The 20,322-nt window shown below is 47.8% G+C and carries 19 protein-coding genes; 5 read left to right on the forward strand and 14 right to left on the reverse strand.

The features are described 5' to 3' along the window. Positions 1-55 precede the first annotated feature (55 nt). The 3 genes from AC1RJL_RS01895 to AC1RJL_RS01905 all read right to left on the reverse strand — a co-directional run bounded on the left by AC1RJL_RS01895 (position 56) and on the right by AC1RJL_RS01905 (position 2,992). Positions 56-532 carry an energy transducer TonB gene (locus tag AC1RJL_RS01895; protein WP_492911051.1) on the reverse strand — a complete coding sequence of 159 codons (477 nt, stop codon included), beginning with the start codon at positions 530-532 and terminating at the stop codon, positions 56-58. Positions 533-793: 261 nt separating this feature from the next. Next, positions 794-1,888 carry an NADH:flavin oxidoreductase/NADH oxidase gene (locus AC1RJL_RS01900; protein ID WP_492911052.1) on the reverse strand — a complete coding sequence of 365 codons (1,095 nt, stop codon included), beginning with the start codon at positions 1,886-1,888 and terminating at the stop codon, positions 794-796. A 156-nt stretch (positions 1,889-2,044) separates the two neighbouring features. After that, positions 2,045-2,992: a LysR family transcriptional regulator gene (locus AC1RJL_RS01905; protein ID WP_492911053.1), complete on the reverse strand. Its 948-nt coding sequence runs from the start codon at positions 2,990-2,992 to the stop codon at positions 2,045-2,047. 310 nt (positions 2,993-3,302) lie between these two features. Here AC1RJL_RS01905 and AC1RJL_RS01910 point away from each other — a divergent pair, with 310 nt between their 5' ends. Both AC1RJL_RS01910 and AC1RJL_RS01915 read left to right on the forward strand, forming a co-directional pair. Next, a complete protein-coding gene (locus AC1RJL_RS01910) occupies positions 3,303-4,109 on the forward strand; it encodes an IclR family transcriptional regulator (RefSeq protein WP_492911054.1) in 807 nt (268 codons plus the stop codon). A gap of 288 nt (positions 4,110-4,397) precedes the next feature. Next, entirely contained in the window at positions 4,398-6,119 is a 1,722-nt protein-coding gene (locus AC1RJL_RS01915; RefSeq protein ID WP_492911055.1) for a substrate-binding domain-containing protein, read from the forward strand. A 72-nt stretch (positions 6,120-6,191) separates the two neighbouring features. Here the strand turns inward: AC1RJL_RS01915 and AC1RJL_RS01920 are convergent, their stop codons facing one another. The 5 genes from AC1RJL_RS01920 to purE form a co-directional block, all read right to left on the reverse strand. After that, positions 6,192-7,697 carry a methyl-accepting chemotaxis protein gene (locus AC1RJL_RS01920; RefSeq protein ID WP_492911056.1) on the reverse strand — a complete coding sequence of 502 codons (1,506 nt, stop codon included), beginning with the start codon at positions 7,695-7,697 and terminating at the stop codon, positions 6,192-6,194. Positions 7,698-7,949: 252 nt separating this feature from the next. Continuing rightward, entirely contained in the window at positions 7,950-8,333 is a 384-nt protein-coding gene (locus tag AC1RJL_RS01925) for a hypothetical protein (protein ID WP_492911057.1), read from the reverse strand. Between the two features lie 51 nt (positions 8,334-8,384). Continuing rightward, the gene (locus tag AC1RJL_RS01930; protein ID WP_492911058.1) at positions 8,385-9,074 is read right to left on the reverse strand and encodes a glutathione S-transferase N-terminal domain-containing protein; all 690 of its coding nucleotides are present in this window, start codon (positions 9,072-9,074) and stop codon (positions 8,385-8,387) included. A 129-nt stretch (positions 9,075-9,203) separates the two neighbouring features. Then, positions 9,204-10,280: a 5-(carboxyamino)imidazole ribonucleotide synthase gene (purK, locus tag AC1RJL_RS01935; protein WP_492911059.1), complete on the reverse strand. Its 1,077-nt coding sequence runs from the start codon at positions 10,278-10,280 to the stop codon at positions 9,204-9,206. Between the two features lie 66 nt (positions 10,281-10,346). Next, entirely contained in the window at positions 10,347-10,838 is a 492-nt protein-coding gene (purE, locus tag AC1RJL_RS01940; protein WP_492911060.1) for a 5-(carboxyamino)imidazole ribonucleotide mutase, read from the reverse strand. Between the two features lie 270 nt (positions 10,839-11,108). Here purE and AC1RJL_RS01945 point away from each other — a divergent pair, with 270 nt between their 5' ends. Beyond that, on the forward strand, positions 11,109-11,831 hold the full coding sequence (locus AC1RJL_RS01945) for a hypothetical protein (protein WP_492911061.1): 723 nt from the start codon (positions 11,109-11,111) through the stop codon (positions 11,829-11,831). Positions 11,832-11,877: 46 nt separating this feature from the next. Beyond that, positions 11,878-12,774 carry a hypothetical protein gene (locus AC1RJL_RS01950; RefSeq protein WP_492911062.1) on the forward strand — a complete coding sequence of 299 codons (897 nt, stop codon included), beginning with the start codon at positions 11,878-11,880 and terminating at the stop codon, positions 12,772-12,774. 357 nt (positions 12,775-13,131) lie between these two features. Here the strand turns inward: AC1RJL_RS01950 and AC1RJL_RS01955 are convergent, their stop codons facing one another. Beyond that, positions 13,132-14,067 (reverse strand): sodium-dependent bicarbonate transport family permease, encoded by a 936-nt coding sequence (locus AC1RJL_RS01955; RefSeq protein WP_492911063.1) that lies wholly within the window; start codon positions 14,065-14,067, stop codon positions 13,132-13,134. 125 nt (positions 14,068-14,192) lie between these two features. Here AC1RJL_RS01955 and AC1RJL_RS01960 point away from each other — a divergent pair, with 125 nt between their 5' ends. Next, positions 14,193-15,152, forward strand: a complete 960-nt coding sequence (locus tag AC1RJL_RS01960; RefSeq protein ID WP_492911064.1) for a LysR family transcriptional regulator — start codon at positions 14,193-14,195, stop codon at positions 15,150-15,152. Here the strand turns inward: AC1RJL_RS01960 and AC1RJL_RS01965 are convergent. The 5 genes from AC1RJL_RS01965 to rdgC form a co-directional block, all read right to left on the reverse strand. Then, positions 15,135-16,016, reverse strand: coding sequence for an endonuclease/exonuclease/phosphatase family protein (locus AC1RJL_RS01965; protein WP_492911065.1), 882 nt, complete (start codon positions 16,014-16,016; stop codon positions 15,135-15,137). The two genes, AC1RJL_RS01960 and AC1RJL_RS01965, sit on opposite strands and share 18 nt — an antisense overlap. After that, the gene (locus AC1RJL_RS01970) at positions 16,016-16,336 is read right to left on the reverse strand and encodes a putative signal transducing protein (RefSeq protein ID WP_492911066.1); all 321 of its coding nucleotides are present in this window, start codon (positions 16,334-16,336) and stop codon (positions 16,016-16,018) included. The genes AC1RJL_RS01965 and AC1RJL_RS01970 overlap by 1 nt, the downstream gene beginning before the upstream one ends. A gap of 92 nt (positions 16,337-16,428) precedes the next feature. After that, positions 16,429-17,463 (reverse strand): FAD:protein FMN transferase, encoded by a 1,035-nt coding sequence (locus AC1RJL_RS01975; protein ID WP_492911067.1) that lies wholly within the window; start codon positions 17,461-17,463, stop codon positions 16,429-16,431. 98 nt (positions 17,464-17,561) lie between these two features. Then, a complete protein-coding gene (gene eptB, locus AC1RJL_RS01980; protein WP_492911068.1) occupies positions 17,562-19,274 on the reverse strand; it encodes a kdo(2)-lipid A phosphoethanolamine 7''-transferase in 1,713 nt (570 codons plus the stop codon). 128 nt (positions 19,275-19,402) lie between these two features. Beyond that, positions 19,403-20,320 (reverse strand): recombination-associated protein RdgC, encoded by a 918-nt coding sequence (rdgC, locus tag AC1RJL_RS01985; RefSeq protein ID WP_492911069.1) that lies wholly within the window; start codon positions 20,318-20,320, stop codon positions 19,403-19,405. Positions 20,321-20,322 lie beyond the last annotated feature (2 nt).

The following is a 20,322-nucleotide window of genomic DNA, read 5'->3' on the forward strand; positions in this document are numbered from 1 at the left end:
CACTGCTTCCAGCTGTCGTAATCATGATCAGGCATCCGGAAACAGTTATTGAATTCTATTTCTTAATTTTCATCACCATTCCTTGTATGCAAATTATAGGTATGCCGCCTTCAATGGGGGCAGGGCATTCTGCATTTATTACGTAGTAGTAAACGTGCTTGAATTTTTTGCTGGAACAGTTTTCTCCCCATGTGTTATCAATCTTAAAATGTAATGCCTTCATATAGTCGGTTGAACTTTTTTCAAAAAAATTTTCAGGATTTGCACCTAATATTTCAATGTTAGCAGCGGTGCCTAGTTTGTTTATTTCATATTGTAAAACTACTGCGCCGATTTTCTTTGCCCTCAAAGCCTTAGATGGATAAATTTTGATGGGTGAATTGTCGATCTCTGGTTGTTTGCACTCATGCCCTGCAATGATTGATGTAGGTTCATGATTCGCGGAATGATCGCCATTGTTAGTTTTATTTTCTTCTGCTAACACTCCGAAAGAGAGTAGTAATAGCATTATGCATAAGTATGATTTTTTCATGGTTTCTCTACGTTAAATTAATATTTACTTGGCTTTAAGCTTAAATGTACAGTTATTCAGTTATTCATTGTTGGTGTCTAAAGCGTTACAGTTGATTACTTTTATAATGATCACCATTGCTGCGTTCGTACGATATCCAAACATGATGAAACCGTCCAGTAGCCTTTCCTCTGCTAAAAACACCATAAAAAAATCCCGCTGATCGTGTACCTGCGGGATTTCTTGTCTGCGATCTTGCGCTTACCAGATGCTACACACCAATCAGGTTCTATAACGTTCCAGCCAGTGGGCGTAAGGTGCAGGCAAAACCCAAGCCGGTTTTTCCACCCCCAATTCGCGCGCCGCTTGATATGGCCAATGCGGGTTGGCGAGGTGGGGGCGGCCAATCATTACCAAGTCCAATTGTTTATTTGCTATGGCTTGCTCGGCTAATGCCGGGGTGCTGAAGCCCCATGCTGATGAAACGGGCAGGCCGGTTGCGTTGCGAACTGTTTCGGCGGTGGGGGCGAGAAATGCTGGCGCCCAAGGGATGTTAGCGTCAGGTGTGGAAAAGCCGATGCTCACGCTCAGCATATCGAGGCCGTTGTCGCGGAATTGTTTTACCAGTTCGATTGATTCAGCGAGTGTTGTTTCATCGCGACCATCAAATTCAATGACACCGAAGCGTGCGGTCAGCGGCAAATTTTCCGGCCAAACGCTACGCACGGCGGCGAGTGTTTCCAATAAAAAACGGCTGCGGTTTTCAAGGTTGCCACCGTATTCGTCGGTGCGCTTGTTGGCGTGTATAGAGAAAAAACTTTGCGCCAAATAACCGTGGGCAAAATGCAATTCCAGCCATTCAAAACCCGCTTCGCGTGCGCGACGTGCGGCTGCGGCAAAATCGGCGCAGACGTGTTTGATATCAATGATGCTCATCTCGCGTGGTGATTTATCCAAATCGCCACCAAAGGCGATTGGCGACGGCGAAATAGTTTCCCAACCGCGTGGATCATTGGCGGGGATGTGGTCATCGCCTTCCCATGGGCGATTGGCACTGGCTTTGCGGCCGGCGTGTGCAATCTGGATTCCCGGAACAGCGCCGGCTTTTTTAATCGCGCTGGCGATTTGTGCAAGACCGGCGGCGTGTTCGTCACTCCACAGGCCCAGGCAGCCGGGAGAGATGCGGCCTTCAGGTGATACTGCGGTTGCTTCGACAATCACCAACCCCGCACCACCGCGCGCAATGCTGCTGTAGTGCGCAAGATGCCAGTCGTTGCTGATGCCGTCGGTGGCCATGTATTGGCACATGGGCGGTACGGCGATGCGGTTGCGTAATTCAATATCCTTGAGGGTAAAGCGCGTAAAGAGTTCGGGCATATAAGTCTCCAGAGAAAGCAGGTTTTACTGCAAAGATCATGCAGTGCAGAGTAACCGCTCTTCAGGTATATAAAAATTCCTATTTTCTTATGATTACCATCATGAAATTTTATATCTGGATGCTTTTGATTGCTGATGTGATGATAAAGGGAGGAGTTAATCAGTAATAAATAATTCAAACAGCAGGTCGCGCACCCAACGGTGCGCTGGATCTTTATGGGTGCGCTCATGCCATGCGGCGACCAGCGCGAAGCCTTCAATAGGGATGGGAGTTTCTTGCATTGCCAGTCCGTCGAGATGTTCAACCAGGCGTTTGGGCACCACGGCAATAAGGTCGCTGGCGCGGACGATATTGGTCATCACCAAAAAGGATTTTACCGAGAGCATCACCTGCCGTTCGCGCCCGATTGTTGCCAGAGCTTCGTCAGTAGCGCCGCTGAAGCAACCGCCGTTGTAAGAGAAAAGGGCGTGCTCAAGGCGGCAGAATTCATCAAGTGATAAGGGTCTTTTCGCGGCGGGGTGTCCGTCGCGCATCACGCACACATATTCTTCGTCGAACAAACGGCGTGCATGCAGATCGGGCGGGCTGTTAAGCGGACTCAGTAAAACCAATTCGATATCGCCGCGCTCAAGTTGCGTGTGCAAATGCTGGTTTTCGATGGGCAACAAAGCCACGCGAATATTCGGCGCGCGCTTTTTGAGTTCCAGTACAAAAGGCACCGTCACGGCTTGCAACGCATAATCGGTTGCCGCGATGGATAAGGTCATTGTTGCAGTGAGCGGATCAAACTCGGCAGGGGTGAGCAGTACGGCGATGTCCGCCAATACTTGCTTGACTGGTGTCGCCAGTTCCAGTGCGCGCTGGGTGGGAACAACGCCGCGTTGTGAACGTACAAACAGCGGATCGTTAAAACTTTCACGCAAACGCGTCAGCATGCCGCTCATCGCCGGTTGCGTGAGCGACAGCCGCTCTGCGGCGCGCGTGACACTGCGTTCATCCAGCAGGGCATCCAGTGCTTTCAATAAATTCAGATCGATATTTTTTATGTCGCGCATCACATTCAAACCCGGCGAATCGAGGTTGTCAGTATGTACTACTTCCACTGATGTGGGGCAGCGATTGGCCTGTCATTAGCGTGGCGCCAAACAAGCAGCTTGTTACCGATAAAAACTGGCTTAATCTTATTGATCATGCATTTAGTGAATGCGGGGTGACCAAAAATGAAAACATTTTTATAGGTACAAGTTTACGTTTTTATCGAATTACGTAAAGTGGAACGCCTTGCGCAGATTTGTATGCGTAGAATCCGGCCGTGACTTGGATAAAGTTTAGCCCCAGGGATGTACCGCTACATCTGCAAGGCTATATAAATCGACAATGGAATGGCGATCACTAATAACGAGAAAAGACACTATGACTTCTATTATGACGAAAGAACTCGACAATGCCCTGCTGGAAACCGGCGACGACGCAGAACGTAAATACCGTGCCCCTGCGTTAGAAAAAGGGCTGGATATTCTTGAACTGCTCGCGCGCAACTCATCCCCCATGACCACTTCGCAAATGGCCGCGGCGCTCGGGCGTTCCGTGAGCGAACTGTTCCGTATGGTGCTCGCCCTCGAATATCGCGGCTTTATCACCCAGATGCCCGATGGTCGCGATGGCTATATGCTTACCAATAAACTTTTCACCCTTGGCATTTCACAGGGCACCGCCAAAACCCTGCTGGAAGTTGCACTGCCGGTGATGAAGGAATTGACCCGCGAGCTGGGCCAATCCTGCCATTTGGTTGTGCCCTCAGGTGATCAGATCGTGGTGGTTGCACGGCTTGAAAGTCCGATGGATCTCGGGTTCTCGGTCCGTGTTGGCTACCGCCGCCGCTTGATCGACACCAACTCCGGCGCGCTGCTCTACGGTTTTGCGACGCCTGATGTACAAGCTGGTTGGCTGCCGCTGCTATCCGCAACTGTGGATCTGGAACGCATCGAGCGTTTCCTCGCCAAGGCGCGCAAAGGGGTTGATCTGGGCTACATCCAGCTCGCCAGTGATTTCGTTGATGGCGTGACGGATTTTTGCGTACCGATCATCGGTGTGCATGGTGCATCAGCAGTGCTGATCATTCCGTTTATCCATATCAAATCCCAAGCGATCAGCACTGAGCGTGTATTGGAGCGCTTGCTGCAAGCGGCGGACAAAATCTCCCGTGGGTTGATCGACTGACGGTTTTTTCTCAAAGCGTTTACCCTCAACCAAAAATAATGAAAAGGTTATGCATTGATGGCTACCGCATCAGATCCCATTTGAAAAAGCTGATGAAATAACTGCATCATCGGCGCCTGCGGGCGCCGATTTTTTTCTGCCTTTTTCCATTCTCCCTCTCGCATAGCATCCTTCACTGTGTGTCATTCTGCTGTCACAAAGCCGTCATATAGTCCTTGCCTTCATTGATTGGTGGGTAGCAAATCAGCGATCCACCAATTCGGTTTTAGCGTTTAGCAGAGAGCCTTTATGTCCCCCAAATCCCATAAACATATGCATTACAACGTGGCGTTGGTTGATAAATTATGGAATTTAAAACGCTTGTGCGAAGCCCATTTAAAAATGCACATTCCGTTAAATATGGTTTTAAAGGATGAAGAATACCGCGCGGAGTTATTGGAAAAAGCCCTGAGTGTAAATAATGAAGAGCTCACCCAGTTGGTATGGGATGTGCGTCAGATGGAAGATAATATCGTCACGGCGACTCATACGGGCGATGAATTTAAGCCAAAGAAAAAAAGTCGTGCGGGTATTCGGTTAAATGTAATTTCAGCAATCTCCTGTTCATTATTATTGGTGCTTTGTGGCTATCTGCTGCGTTCATTTTTGCCCTTGAATGCGGGTGAAGTGTTTGTGCTTGAGGCAGTGACCGGTGCACAGATTAAATCAGCGGTACAGCAACCAGCGTATATTCCCGGCAGCCCGGTCACGCGTGCGAGCAAGCCGTTATTCCGTGTCCACGGTTCCAATACCCTGGGCGAAAAATTAGCGCCGCGGTTGGTTGAATCCTATTTTATGGCGCGTGGGGCGGCCAATATTAAAACTGAACAGGGTAAAAATCCGGTAGAGAAAACAGTGAGTGCCGAGCTGAATGGACGCATCGAATTTGTTGAGATCCACGCACACGGTTCAAGTACTGCATTTACTGATTTGCATCAGGGAAGAGCAGAATTGGGCATGTCGTCACGTAAGGTGAAAGAGCAGGAGCGCGAGCTGCTGCTGGAATCCAGTGGTGATCTGAGCGAGGCTGGTAGTGAACACATTATCGGTTTGGATGGATTGGCAATTATCATCAATACGAATAATCCGCTGACCAATTTATCGATTCCACAATTGGTAAAAATATTCTCCGGTGAGGTGAATAACTGGTCGCAACTTGGTGGTAAGAATTTACCGATCACCTTGTATGCCCGCGATGAAAATTCCGGTACCTGGGATTCGTTTAAAAGCATGGTGTTGGACCCTGCCAAAGTATCGCTTGCAGCTAATGCCAAGCGCTTTGAATCCAGTACCGAGCTTTCCGATACAGTGGCAAAAGATGAGGGCGCTGTAGGTTTTATCGGCTTGCCTTATGTGCGGCGCGCAAAATTAGTGGCGATCTCCAACACCAACGATTCCAAAGCTATTTTGCCTACGCATTTTACCGTGAGCACAGAAGACTATCCGCTCGCACGGCGTTTATTCTTCTATTTGCCGCAGAAAAATATTAATGGTGATGCAGAAGAGTTCGTCAATTTCAGTGAAACAGAGCGCGGTCAAAGTATCGTCGAAGATATTGGCCTGGTATCGCAAAATATTAAAACCGGGCAGCCATTCAACAATAATTTTTACCCGGAAGATATGCGCAGCTTGACTGTCCGCTCGCAACGCTTGTCGATTAACTTTCGTTTTAAAGATGGTAGCGATGAGTTGGACACCAAAAGTATCAGCGATCTTGAGCGATTGGTGAAGTATGTAGAAACCAATTCACCCAAACGTGTGCAGTTATTTGGTTTCTCCGATAGTGAAGGCGATAAAGCGCAAAATGCGGAATTGTCATTGCGTCGCGCGAAAGTGGTAGAGCAGCAATTAATCGCGCGAGGTATTTATCCATTAGTCGCCCGTGGCATGGGTGAAGAAGCACCGCTGGCGAGCAGTAACTCGGAAGAGGGGCGCCGGATGAATCGCCGTGTTGAGGTGTGGATTTTGTAAGCCAGGTTGTTAAAACGGATCTGATAAAAAGCCCGGAGGGATAATATCCCTCCGGGCTTTTTATACTGCGGTTTATTTGAGTTTAAAAAATTCCATCATTTGCTGTAATTGTAATGCCTGGCTGGTGAGTTCTTCTGAAGTGGAATAAAGCTCCTCTGCCGATGAAGAATTTTGTTGGGTGGCCACACTGATTTGCGATATGGCGGTGGTGATTTGATTGGCGCCCATGGTTTGCTCATCGCTTGCGGCAGAAATTTCCTGCACCAAATCGGCGGTCTTGCGAATAGCGGGAACAATTTCATCCAGCAGTTGCCCAGCGCTCTCGGCAAGTTTTACCGAGCCACCAGCCAGTTCGCCAATTTCTTTTGCCGCTGTTTGGCTGCGCCCTGCAAGCTTGCGCACTTCACTGGCAACCACGGCAAAACCGCGGCCGTGTTCACCGGCGCGCCCGGCTTCAATGGCGGCATTTAAGGCGAGTAAATTGGTTTGGTAGGCAATGTCATCGATCACGCTGATCTTCTGTGCAATTTTGCGCATGGCATCAACGGTATTTTTTACCGCATCGCCGCCCTGGCTTGCTTCTTGTGCACTTTTGCTGGCGATGCTGTCGGTGACTTTTGCGTTGTCATTATTTTGCCCGATAGACGCGGTGATCTCTTCCATTGATGCGCTGGTTTCTTCGATACTGGCCGCCTGTTGTGTCGCCGCCTGGCTCAAGGATTGCGCTGTTGCGCTCAATTCTTCGGATGCCGATGAAAGTGAGTCAGCCGTGGAGCGCACATCGCCGATAATTTCCGATAGCTTGGCCACCATTTGGCGAATGGCAAACAGGATGCTGCTGTCATCATTGGGTTTAAGATCGACCTTTACCGATAAATCTCCCTGCGCAATGTGATAAATCACATTAGCGGTGTAATTTGGTTCACCACCCAATTGTTTTAGCAAGCTGCGCGTAATAATAAAACTCAAAATAATTGCAATGAGAATGCTGGCAATGATGATTAGGCTATTGGTTGTCAGCGTATCGTCGTAGCGTTGGGAAGAGCGTTCAAATTCTTGTTCAGCTACGTTGACCTGGAATTTATTGAGCTCGGTAAACACGTCGTTTAACGGATCAAAAATCGGATAAATACCTGTCTGTGTAAAGTTATTTATCGCAGCAATATCGTTGCTTGCATACCAATTTTGCAAATCACGTAATTGCTGGCGGCTTTTATCAATTAATGGGGTAGCTTTTTTTATCAGGGCTTTTTCTCCATCGATAAGAAATGTGCCTAAATAAACTTCCCATAATTTATCGGTGCGTGGCAGGGTTTCCCGGGTGATCTTGAGTGCTTCTTGTGGTGTGATAATCCCTTTCACCGTTTTTTGCGGGACATCAACCATGATCAACGCAAAATTATCGATAACCTCTTTTAAATCGCGCATGGGGATTACACGGTCTGCATATACGGTTTGCATCCCCTGATTCGCATCACGCATACCTTTTATGCCCATTATACCGATGAGGATCATGAGAACGACCAGCGTGCCCGCCAGTATGGCTAGCCGCATGGCGACCTTCATATTGTTAAACATGGAAAACTCCTCTTACCCGCGTATGGATAGACATCAACGCAGGCAAACACAGTGGTATTGTTGGTTAGTGATTAAAGTTTTTATGGTGTTTAGTCTGGAGCAGAGCTGTTTAAAATGGCGCTGCTATGAACCTTAGTAAGGGGGTCGCCCTTTGTCAAAAACGACTCGATGCAGTGTGTTTTGTGCACCAGTAATGTGCATCAAGCCTGAAAAACAAGGGGTTATTGATGGGAGCGAATGGAAAGCGGGTGGTTAATGAGTAGCGAGCAGCCACTGTTTTGCCGTTTCGACATCGTTAAATAATTTGCCGTAACCAACTGAGCGACTGGTTAATACATCGCGGATAAAAGCTGTGGTTTCGCGGGTGCGTGGATTTTTATCGACCCAGGCGATGCGGTGTTTGATGTTGATCCCTGCCTTTTTGAACAGTGCCGGGTGATCAAAAGCTTCGGTAGTGGTGACAGTATCTATCAGGTATTGCTCGCCTAACACATTAAAACATTGGTATTGCTCGCAGGCTTGCGCAACCTTACTCCATAAATCGAGTGCCGTTTCATAAGTGCCAACGCCTTTTACATCGACGTGCAAATAATTTTCTTGCAGGTACGGTGTGATAGTTACTGTGTTTTCCATCATTACTTCTTGTTTCCGTTAAAACGATTATTTCCGTTAAAGGGGTTGTTTCGATCAAAGGGATTGGCGTAAATCGGCAATGAGCGTTCCGGCGGCGAGAATTTCTTGCTCATGGTCTGGTTCGCGCCAGGTTTCTGCAAGGCCACTTGCATACCATTCCTGCATTGCCGGCAGGTTTAGCAAGCGTGCAAGATAATCTTTAGCTGCCCCGGTTAATGGCAAACCATAGGTTTGAAAACGAAAGCCAACGGGAGCAAAAAAAGCATCGACCGCAGTAAATTTTTCGCTCGCTAAAAATGCGCCGCCAAATTTACCCAGGCCTTCATTCCAGAGTTCATTGATGCGTGCAATATCTTTTTGCAGCGCAGGAGAAATTTCTTCCATTTGGATGCGATGGCCGCAACTCATGCCACAGGTGTTGCGCAGTGCTTGAAAACCGGAGTGCATTTCCGCGCTGGCAGAACGCGCCCAGGCACGCGCGCTTTTATCAGCAGGCCACACGTGTGGCCAGGTTTCGGCAAGGTATTCAACAATCGCGAGAGAGTCCCATACAGTTTGCGCTCCATCCTGTAAGCAAGGTACGCGACCGTTAGGAGAAAATGTCCGGTAGCTATCGTAACTGCTGCCAGAAGTGCTCAGCGGATGAATTTGTTCGGTAAAGGGAATATCAAGAGTACGCATCAACACCCAGGGGCGTAGAGACCAGGAGGAATAGTTTTTGTTGGCGATATGCAAAGTGAACATCGTGTAACTCCTTGTGATGCTGCAAAACAGAAGGGTACAAAACCTATCACACTTCCCGATAAACAAGCTGCAAAAATTAACCAAAATAATAAAGCACCCGTGGTTAATCGGGCGTGGCAAACGGCATGCTTAAAGGGATTCGAGCCCGCGCAGACTCCAGTCGATGGCCTCGCGGTAGCAGTGCTCGGACAGCAGATCGCCGAGCAAGACCAGCGTTTCGCGGATCTCGGTAATGTTGTTGCTAACGATATTGATGTGTCCGACTTTACGGCCAGTGCGCACTTCTTTGCCATACCAGTAGGTACGCGCACAGGAAAGGTTGCGCCACTCGGGATTGTAGTCAGTGCCGATGAGATTGATCATCACATTTTGGCCGATCACTTGCGGCTCGGGTGTTGCCATGCCGGCAACGGCGCGCAGGTGATATTCAAACTGGCTGATGCTGGCACCGGCTTGGGTCCAGTGGCCGGAGTTGTGTACGCGCGGCGCCAATTCGTTAATTAATAGTTGATCGCCAACGCGGAAAGTTTCCATCGCCATCACGCCGACGTAATCGAGCGCGTTGAGGATTTTTCCCAACATGTTTTCCGCTTGGGTTTGCAATGGTTGCAGGCGAGCGAGCGGTGCAATCGAAGCGTAGAGAATCCCGTTTAAATGCAGGTTCAACGTGAGTGGATAAAACACGCACTCACCTTGCTGGTTGCGCACGCCGACTAATGAAACTTCTTCGTCAAAGTTGATCGCCTGCTCGGCAATCGCTTCGCCTTGCCAATCATTCGAGACTTCGTCGTCATCGGTACGCAGCCAGTGTTGGCCGCGACCATCGTAACCACCGGTGCGACGTTTCAGTAAAACGCGCTCGCCGAGTTGATCGCGCAATTCGTTGGCGGTGATGTCATTCGCCACATTGCGCCAAGGGGCAGTGGCAATACCGAGTGAATCAATCAATTCTTTTTGGGTTTTGCGATCGGCCAAACGGCCAAACACATTTTGGTTGATAAAACGTGGATGCTGCGCCAGCTTGTGGGTCACCAGGGTTTCCGGCCATTGTTCACGCTCGGCGGTGACCAGGTCATCGGCCTGCAGAGCCGGGGCGGTGCCTTCATTAATATCCACCGGGCATACATCCAGCGCCAATGGCATACCGGCGTGTTTGAGCATCGCACCCAATTGGCCTGCACCTAAAACCCAGATTCGTTGACTCATGCCTAACCTCGAAACGCGCTTACTGACTGCAAAGGGGAATTACTGATCGCGGACTATTATCACGACCTATTGATCGCGAGGGTCGGGATTATCCAAAACCGATTGTGTTTGGTCGTGGCGGAACTGGTCGATTTTGGCGGCCAATGCAGTATCAGTGACCGCCAGAATCTGGCACGCCAGTAAACCGGCATTGAATGCACCGGCAACCCCAATCGCCAAAGTACCCACAGCAACACCTTTCGGCATCTGCACAATAGAATAGAGACTGTCCAGGCCGCTGAGCGCCTTGCTCTGTACCGGAACGCCCAGTACCGGCAAACGGGTATGAGCGGCGATCATGCCGGGCAAATGCGCAGCGCCACCGGCACCGGCGATAATCACCGCATAGCCGTTATCCACCGCTGTTTCGGCAAACTCAGTGAGTTTTTGCGGGGTGCGATGGGCAGAAACTACTTCGGTGTGATACCCGACACCCATCTGCTCCAGTATTTCTACTGCCGCTTGCATGGTGGCCCAATCGCTCTTGGAACCCATAACCACTGCCACTTTTCTTGCCATATCTCGTGCCTGATTGCGTGAAATCATTAGTTTAGCCCGTCAAAACGGGCCGGAAACAGAAAAAAGGCGCGCATATTATCATAAGCCTTTACAAGTAGGGTGATTGATATCTGTGCTATGGAACAGGGTTTTGTGCAAAAAATGTTGGCGCTTATTTCATTGTATATGTAAAATCCGCGACCTCCGGTGAAGGACTTTCATTGGACGATATTTAGAATCTCTTTTTGCGTGAATGGCGGGAAGCGTTTGGGATAGCGTCGCATTAAATGTATGGATCCGGGATCTCATAATCACTATCAGGGAGCAATTATGAAGTACCTATCCGTCGTTGTTGTTTTTGTTCTATTTGTTACTGGCTGTGCCAGTGCCCCTAAGCAATCCAATGTAGATTTGAATTTGGGTTTGATTCCCAAAGAGCAAAAGATTGGTTTGTACGTATCGCCCATTCCCAAGATAACCACGTGGTTTCCAGGTGCTAATTGTTTACTGTGTATTGGCGCTGCATCCCTCGCGAATTCCTCATTAACAAAACAAGTGGAAACATTTCAGGCTGATGAGTTAGCCAAAACCCAAGCTATGATCACTCAACAACTGAAAGCAAAAGGCTATGAAGTCGTAATAATTGACAACCTGATAGCTGAGAAAAAATTAGCTAAAATTAAACCGGTGGTCGGTTCGACAATCGTAAAAAATTATTCTGCCTACAAAACCCAGCATGGTGTTGACCAGTTGTTGGTGGTGAACTTTTCAACCGTTGGCGTCGTACGTCAATACTCCAGCTATATTCCTAATGGCGCCCCCCAAGCAACAATAACTACACAGTTTTATATGATCGATATTGCGCGTAATGCTTACAGCTTTTTTGCACCGATCAATCTTGTGAAAAGTGCAGATGGTGAATGGGATGCTCCACCTACATTTCCAGCAATGACTAATGCTTTTTACCAGTCTGAAGAAGAAGCTATTGATCTCTTGAAAAAACCATTTAATTAAATTATCTGGCGGTTGTGAAGTCGCCATTTAATAAAAGGAGGTTGAAATGCGTTTTGTACTTTGGTTGGTGTGTTTTGTGCCATTAGTTTCATTTGCCAAACAGGAAGAACTGACATTCGATGACGGATCGCTAAACGTCAGTTTCGATACAAAAAAACCTGTTACCTTTGTTGGTAAAAAATCGCTTAATGTTGCAGGGCAGACTGCAGCGCCGATCATGTATCCTGCAGATACAGCGGGTTTGTTTTTGGTTTCAATTCTCACTCATGCAGCTGTTTCTGGCGGGGTTCAATCTGCCAAATTAACTCGTGAGCAGGAAGAAGCTAATAAAGTATTAGATTCCTATAATTCTTACATTGCTAATATTAATGAAGCTTTTTTAGCGCAATGTACGAATTCGCAATATGAGCCTGCGATTGCGGATAAGATACAATTGCTGGTTGGGGATAAGCATCTGGAAAATAGTCGTTGGCAGGTCCATGTAGTTCCAGTATTTGCGATGACCCAAAACCAAAGCAGTTTTTTAATTTATAATAAACTTACCTTTGTGGATCGCTCACTGACCCCCAAACAAAAGAAGAAAATTAAAAAGATAAAAAAAGGCCATCCTAATCCCAGTGAGAAATTAGTAGTTATTGTATCTGATCCTGTATTAACAGATGACAATGCTGATTTTTGGTTGCGTGAAAATGCCAAGGCATTTAATGAATCCGTTAAGCGTCTTTATGTAGAATCATTTCAGATGGGCGTTTCGCGCCATTTTGGTAGCCTGCAAAATTCTGATACTAAACAGGTCACTATCAAATACTTGGAGGATGGATTAAAAAAAATCGAGCGCGGCTATGTCATTTCCAAAACTTGTCAGCGAACTATTTTTGAATCTCTCGCTGGTGAAATAAAATCAGTGCCTAATCTTGAGTTTTCCAGCTGCAGCAATACGTGAAGCCGGTGTTTATTTTTCCGAATTAAAAGCGCAACTTCGGTTGCGCTTTTTTATCCTGAATTACCCCTTGTTCTCAGTAATTCGCCCCGGTGGGCTCGGTGTAAATAAAACATCCATTACATGTTTTCCGTAGTTATCCGCAGTCTTGCGAGTTTTAATCCAAGTTGCAATTCTGCGTGTGATAGCTACGATAACAAGTAAAAAACGATTTTTTAACCATGAGGTTCTGTGATTGATCCCGGTAAGAATTTAATAATTATATGCCAGAAAAAATCCACGATCTATAAAATCAATGTTATCGCGCAGGCATAAAATTATCAGATGATGTTATTGCCTTGAGAACAAAGGCCATCATGATTAAACATGAATCATTTCCATCATCTCGTAATAAACCGGAATCCCCACCAACACATTCAACGGAAATGTCACACCTAACGCGGCGAAAATCGCGAGGCCGACATCGGCGTCTTTAATTGCTGCACGAATTGCGGCGGGGGCGGCGATGTAGGAGGCGCTGGCGGTGAGTGATGCGAGAACCAGGGTGGTGCCTTCCGGTAAATCCAATGCCATCCCGGTCACTATGCCGACCAACGCGAGAGCAAAGGGCGCAACTAATCCGAATGCCATCAAACGCCAATGTTGGATAGGAAAGGGGGAGAGATATTGCGATGCACAACGACCCATCTCCAATAAGAAAAGTGCGAGCAATGCTTTGAAGGCGCCGATAAAAAGTGGCGCAACGTCTTTGCTGCCCTCGGGACCGCAGTAGTAGCCAATCACTACACCGCCCGCGAGTAACAATACCCCACGGCTAGTCAAGGCTTCGTGCCATATTCCCGCCATGGAGCCGCTGCTATTGGCAGCTTTTCTGTGCAATAAAATCGCAACCACAATTGCGGGCAATTCCAGCAACACCAGGTAGAGCGTGGTTTGCGGGGATATGACTAAATGATTCGCTTCTGCGTAAGCCAAGGCGACCGCAAAAGTACCTGCGCTTGCTGAGCCATAATGCGCGGCGATGCTGGCGGCGTTGGCGGCGTTTAACTGGATGAGGTTGCGCAAGATCGGGTAGAGCAGCAGCGGAATGGCTATACCGAGGAGGATAACGGTGATGACTTCTGGTACGAGATTCCAGTGCAATTGCCCGTGCAGCGCCAATCCGCCTTTTAGGCCGAGGGTGAGCATTAGCAGGATGCTCAGGGTGTCGTAGGCCGCTTGCGGAACTTTCAGGTCGGATTTGGCCAGCCCGGCCAAGACGCCGAGCAGGAAAAACATGATTACGATATCGGGCATGGTAGTTCTCCAGTGAGTTGTGTTGCTTGTGCTCATTGTCGCGCCGGATATCAATAGAATATAATTAATGTTTATGCTTAAATCTATTTATAATTATCTATAGTTTGGTTTTTTATGAGGCTCGTATGAACATCCGCCACCTGACCTTTCGACTTCTGCAGGTCTACATTGCAGTTGTCCGTACTGGATCAATTTCCCGGGCGGCGACGCAATTACACCTCACCCAGCCGACCGTTTCCCTGCAGATCAAGCGCTTGACCGAAGCCATAGGTGACCAGTTATTGGAAGTGCGCGATGGCCAGTACCATCCCACTTTTGTGGGGCGCGAGCTGTATCACGCTGCGTTAGATGCACTTACACGCTTCGATGATTTCAACAGTTTTTTAAGTGATGCTGCGCAGGGTAATAAAGGGCACTTCAGTATTGGTGTGGTGACCACGGCGCAATATGTCTTGCCGCGTTTGCTTAGCCCTTACGCGCAACAATATCCGGGTGTGGATGTGACATTTAATATCGGCAACCGCAGCAGTGTGTTGCAGCGTTTCCACAACCAAATGGATGATTTGTATTTGTTCAGTCATCCCCCGACCGGTGACCACGTAATTAGCGGGCGTTTCTTGCGCAATCCGTTGGCGTTGATTGCACCTGCGAATCACTGGGCGGCGCAACAAAAAGAAATTGATTTTGCCGAGCTAATCAATGAGCGATTTTTAATGCGCGAACCCGGCAGTGCAACGCGCATGGTGTTTGAAACCTGGCTGCGCGAACAAAATTTGCAATTGCATAAAACCTTACAGATTGAAAGCAATGAAGTGATACGGATGAGTGTGGAAACCGGGCTGGGTTTGGCAGTGTTGTCTGAGCACACATTGGCGCAGACCTTGTCGCAGTCAAACGCAAAAGTAGCCATCATCAATGTGCGTGGTTTTCCGTTAAACAGCCATTGGTATTTAGTGCGGCATGGCGACAGGCGCTTGCCTGTCGCTGCCCATAATTTTATTGAATTTATGAATGCCCATCTGACCGAGTGGGTTGAGGAAAAATATATCCGCAATGAATTGGCCGTATTACTGGGCAGCCGCTGAGGTGTTCCCGGTTGTATTTTTGGTTTCTGGCGTGGTATCTACTTTCACAATAATCGGGAAATGATCCGAGGGATAGAGTGAATTGTAGGTGGTTGCATCAACCTGATGGCTCAGCACTTTCACCGGTTTTCTCACAAACACAAAATCAATTTTATTGTCCGGCTCTTTGTTTTCGCCGAAGGCGTTATAAGTTTTATTGCCGCCGGTAGCGGGTGTGGTTGAGATTTTTTCCGCATCGGCAAGCGTTTGAGTGATGATGTTGTAACTTGCTGCAGTTGCAGTGATGTTAAAATCGCCCGTGACTACGACCGCCGTAGCGGGATCGATCTTTTCAATTTCGCGCAGCAATAATTTTGCGCCTTCTTGCCGCGCAGTTTCACCTTCATTATCCAAATGGGTATTGAAAACATACACCGTTTTTTTGGATGGTACATCGAGCAATTTGGCAATGCTCAGCGTGCGACGGAAGGCTGCATCCCAGCCACGCGATGCTTGCAGCGGAGTTTCAGATAACCAGAGCGTCTGCTGACCTTGCAGTGCGAAGCGACCATGACGGAATAAAATCGCGGTAGTCTCGCCTTTGTCTTTTCCATCTTCGCGGCCAACGCCCATCCACGAATAATCGTCCAACATTTCGGTCAGATCCTGCACTTGAAAAAGCTCAGCTTCTTGTAAGCCAATGATGTCGGGGTTATGGGTTTTGATTAAATGCGCGACCAGGTATTTGCGCTTGGACCAGTTGTTCGGGCTATCTGCCGGCTCACACAGGCCGCAGCGCACGTTGTAGCTCATCACTGTGAATGTATTAGCGAAAATGCTGCTCGATAAAAAAAATAGAACGATGCCTGCGAAAATTTTTTTCATTATCTAGCGTCCACCGTTTCCGGTTCTGATTGGCAATTCCAGCAGAGTTCAAATGCGGCATCATTTTTTTCATTACAGCCGGAGCATATCCATTCCGGTGCATTTTGGGCGCTCAGGGCAGTAGAGATAATCTGTACTGCTTGATCGTAATCAGCATCGTCTACTACCCAGAGTTCTGGCCAGGTATCCAGTGGTGAAATTTCACCGATGGCGCTGGAGGCAAATTCATTTTTCCAAATGGTGTTTAGGCCGTGTTGCTCAAGAATATTGTGCGCATTGGCAACCAGAAAACGATTTTCGTGAGTGTAGACGAGCTTCATGGCGATAATCCCTATATATAAGTCCTACAAGCATAGTCGATCTTCGTTGCGATGTTAGTTAAAGCTTGTGATCTGGTTGGTAAAAGTGCGAATCATTTCGGCGAAAAACTGATGCCCTTCATCTCATTCATCGCATCGCTTTGCGCCTCAATTAATTGCTCGCCCTGCTGATCAATAAACAGCGCTGCGATGTGATTAGCATTGGCGGCTTTTATACCGTCACTACTGCCCAAACATAGCAGTGCAGTAGACCAGGCATCGGCAATGGTCGGATTGGGGTGGAGCACAGTGACCGAAACAGTATTGTGTTCAACAGGTTTTCCGGTGCGCGCATCAAGGATGTGGCTGTAGCGTTTTCCGTTGCTATCAAAAAAGTGACGATAAGTTCCTGAGGCCATCAGGGCCATAGGTTCACCTGAATCGAAACTGACTACTTTATGTAGCATGCGTTCATTAGGTAGCGGTTTTTCCAGAGCAATACGCCAGGCATCGCCGTCGGGCTTTTTGCCTTTTATTTTTAATTCGCCACCGATCTCCACCATATAATTTTGCACACCGAATTTTTCAAGCACTTTTACCATCTGCCCTACGCTGTAACCTTGGCCGATAGAGGAAATGTCAATGCGCAATTCGGGAATCTGCTTGCGTAAGTGGGATGCATCAATAGTATTCAGTTTATCCATTCCTATTGTCGCGAGTGTTTGTGCGAGTAATTCATCGGTGGGTGGACTGAATTTATCTTTTTTAAAACCCCACAAATCAAACAATGGTTTTATGGTGAGGTCATAGCACCCTTGACTCGCTTGATATACCTTGCGCGCTTCTTCTATCAGCACGATTAATTCGATATCGGCGATTAAGGGTTCAGTGGTCTTTTGTGCATTTAATTGTTCGATGTGCGAATCGTCGCGGTAATTGGAGAGTGCGAGGTCAAGGCGAGCAAACTCATCGTTGACCGCTTTTTCGATAGTAGATAATTCGGTAGTGGAACCTGCGGGTATTTCAAAACTGAAATGATAAGTTGTACCTTGGGCATAACCTTCGATTTTACTGAGTTCAGGAGTAGGGCTGCAGCCAGATAAAAACAGGAAAGGTACAAGCAAAAAGGAGCGGGGCAATAAGCACATATTTAACATCCGGCAATGGGTGCAGCAGGGCTCCCCACGGCACTTGTAAATGACGGGCCATTATACGCCAATAATGTGCTGCACAGATGGACCTGAATTTATTGCAAGTGTTGAATGGGGGTAAGCGAATAGTTGTCGAATGCCATTGAGCGGGGATTTTCTCCGCACCAGTTATTGTGTGCGTTGATCCCACCGTCGGGAGAGGAAAATCCAATGCAGCCCAGAACGCTATCAAAAATTTGTTCGTGATGCGGGTTAAAGCTTTTTTCTTCGCGGTTTTTTAAATTGGTAAAGAGCTGCTGGTTTTGTGGCCGGGCGATAAATTTATCGGAAGCCCACACCATAAAAGGCACGCGAAATTGCTCCGGGGGGGCCATTTCTTTGGGTGTAGCATGGAAGTGACGGTTTTCGTCGATGGATTCGCCGTGATCGGGAACATAAAAAACCAGTGCATTTTTATCGCGCAGTTTATCGAATACATTTTTCAGCATGTAATCAATATAGAGCACCGAATTATCAAAGGAGTTGATCAGCTGCTCTTTGCTGCACGTATCGTCTATATCCATACATTCAGGTGTAAAGCGGGCAAATTCGCGCGTGTAACGTTGGCTGTACATATGGTGTGAGCCTTTGGTGTGCAGCACTACCAAATGTTTTCCCTGATGATATTTGTTAACGGATTTTTCCAATTGGTCGACCAATAACATATCGTCAATCGGACGTTTGCTGTGGGCATATTCCGAGGCAATGATTTCGCGGATTTCATAACTGTTGGCATCCAGGCTGGAATAAAACCAGGCTTCACTTTGCATTCCATATAATTCGGAAGTGAAACCCAGTTTGCGCATCACGGCAAATACATTGCGCTCTTTCAATGTGCGCTGGTTATCGTCTTCGGTGCCGTTCTCGCGCACAAACATACAGCGCAGCGACAATTTTGTGGCGGTGTCACATGAAGTGCCACGCAGTGCAATCAGATTGGGTTCCTGTGCGAGTAGTGGTGTTGTGTCGCGCGCATAACCAAACAGACCCATATGGTCCCAACGCGTAGTTTCCCCAATCACAAATACCACAAATAAATCATCCATTGCTGTGGATGGGTGGTAAGTGAATTGTTTGCTGGGGTCGAGTAATTGCTTGGAGCTTTTTTCTTCTTTGCCGTGTTGGTGTGCATAAATAGCGAGGCTGGCAATCCAATTGGTGGGCAGATATGAGTGTGCGATTATGCCGCCGATGCTCGCCGTGTATTGATTATTTTGCCGCGCCTGGTTTTTCTGCAATTTCACAATAGTGTTGATGCTCAGGCCAAGTACCAGAAATGTACAAACGACAGGCAATAACTTTTTAACAAAGACACCAACCCCGTTCCACTGTTTGACTTGAAATGATGGTGTCAGGCGAGTGCGCCAGAGCAATACGCAGGGAAGCAATCCCGCAAAGAGAAACCAGAGCATACCTTCATGGCCGAATGATTCGCTATTAAGGTCGGTATCCATAGTGAAAGTGGAAACAATAACGCCGTAGCCGATGACCACATTAAAAAATGTCATGTAGTAGCTGGCCAATGCCGATGCGAGTAAAACCAGGCTTGTGAGTACTTTATAAAGCAATTGCCCGAAGAGACTAAAAAAACTGATAAGCAAATAGCAGAAGGCAAACAACGCAACGGCTGATAAAAGTGCGGAAACGGCTTCAAGCCAACCACCGGCAGTGCCATTGCGGAACAGGCAGGCAGCATTGAGGATTACACCAATATAAACGCTTAGCGCCAGCGACATTTGCCGCTGGCTTAACAAAATAGGGGATCGCATTATTATTATCCACAAGGGGTGATTGTAAGTTGCGTTGCGCTATCGGGGGCTTCAGTCTGTGTGAAGCCTCATTCCCTTGTGAAACTAAAAGGCCTGACTAAGGTTTTCTTATTAGTATTATCCCGCGATCAATTGTCCAGCAAAGCATCATCTTCGCCGCCGAATCCCGCCAATAATGCCTGAATGAAGTTCGTTAATTCAAGCGCCATGATGGCAAAGTCAGCATCAAATTGTTCGGCTTTGCTTTCCGGGTTGCGCTCGTTGGCTTTATCGCTGATAACGTCTTCAAACTTTACCCGTTTGATCGCGACCTGGTCATCGATAATGCAGGAGATAGCCTCCTTCCACACCAGCGCAATTTTGCTGACGTGCATACCGCTTTGCAGATGGTTGAGGATCTCGCTTGCGGTTAAATCCTGCTTTTTGCAGCGGATAACCCTGCCATCTTTTGCCGCTTGCAACTCCACTTCCTCGCCCAATTCAAACTGGTGCGGTGCCTGGCTTTCGCGCAGCCAATGGGTCATCACCTGGGTGGGAATATTTTTAGGTGCGATGGGGATGCAGCGTAAGCCACCCAGTGCCTCGCGCAACTTACTCAATAAATCTTCCGCGCGCTTGGCGGATGATGAGTTCACCACAATCATCTTGTCTTGCGGTGCGATGTAGGCGTAATCAAGTGTTGAACGTGTAAAGGCTTTTGGCAGCAGTGAAAAGATAATTTCATCTTTCAATGTGTCACGCTCTTTGCGACCAACAGGACGTGATTCAGCCTCGTTGATGGAAAGGATTTTTTCTTCCAATTGCTCTTTGATCACCCCGCCAGGCAGGATCTTTTCCTGCTTTTTAGCGCAAATCATTACATAGCCGTTGGTCACATGCACAAACTCGCTGCCATGACGGCCGAGCGGCGGTTCAAAACCGTAGCGCATCGGGTCAAGGCTGCCGCAAGGGTTAAAACAAAATTCGGCGAGTTTTTCATTCAATTCTTCAGCGGAAATAGTCCACTGTTCGGTCAGGCGATATAAACGTAAATTTTTAAACCACATGG

Source organism: Cellvibrio sp. GW822-FHT04B05, from assembly GCF_058800985.1.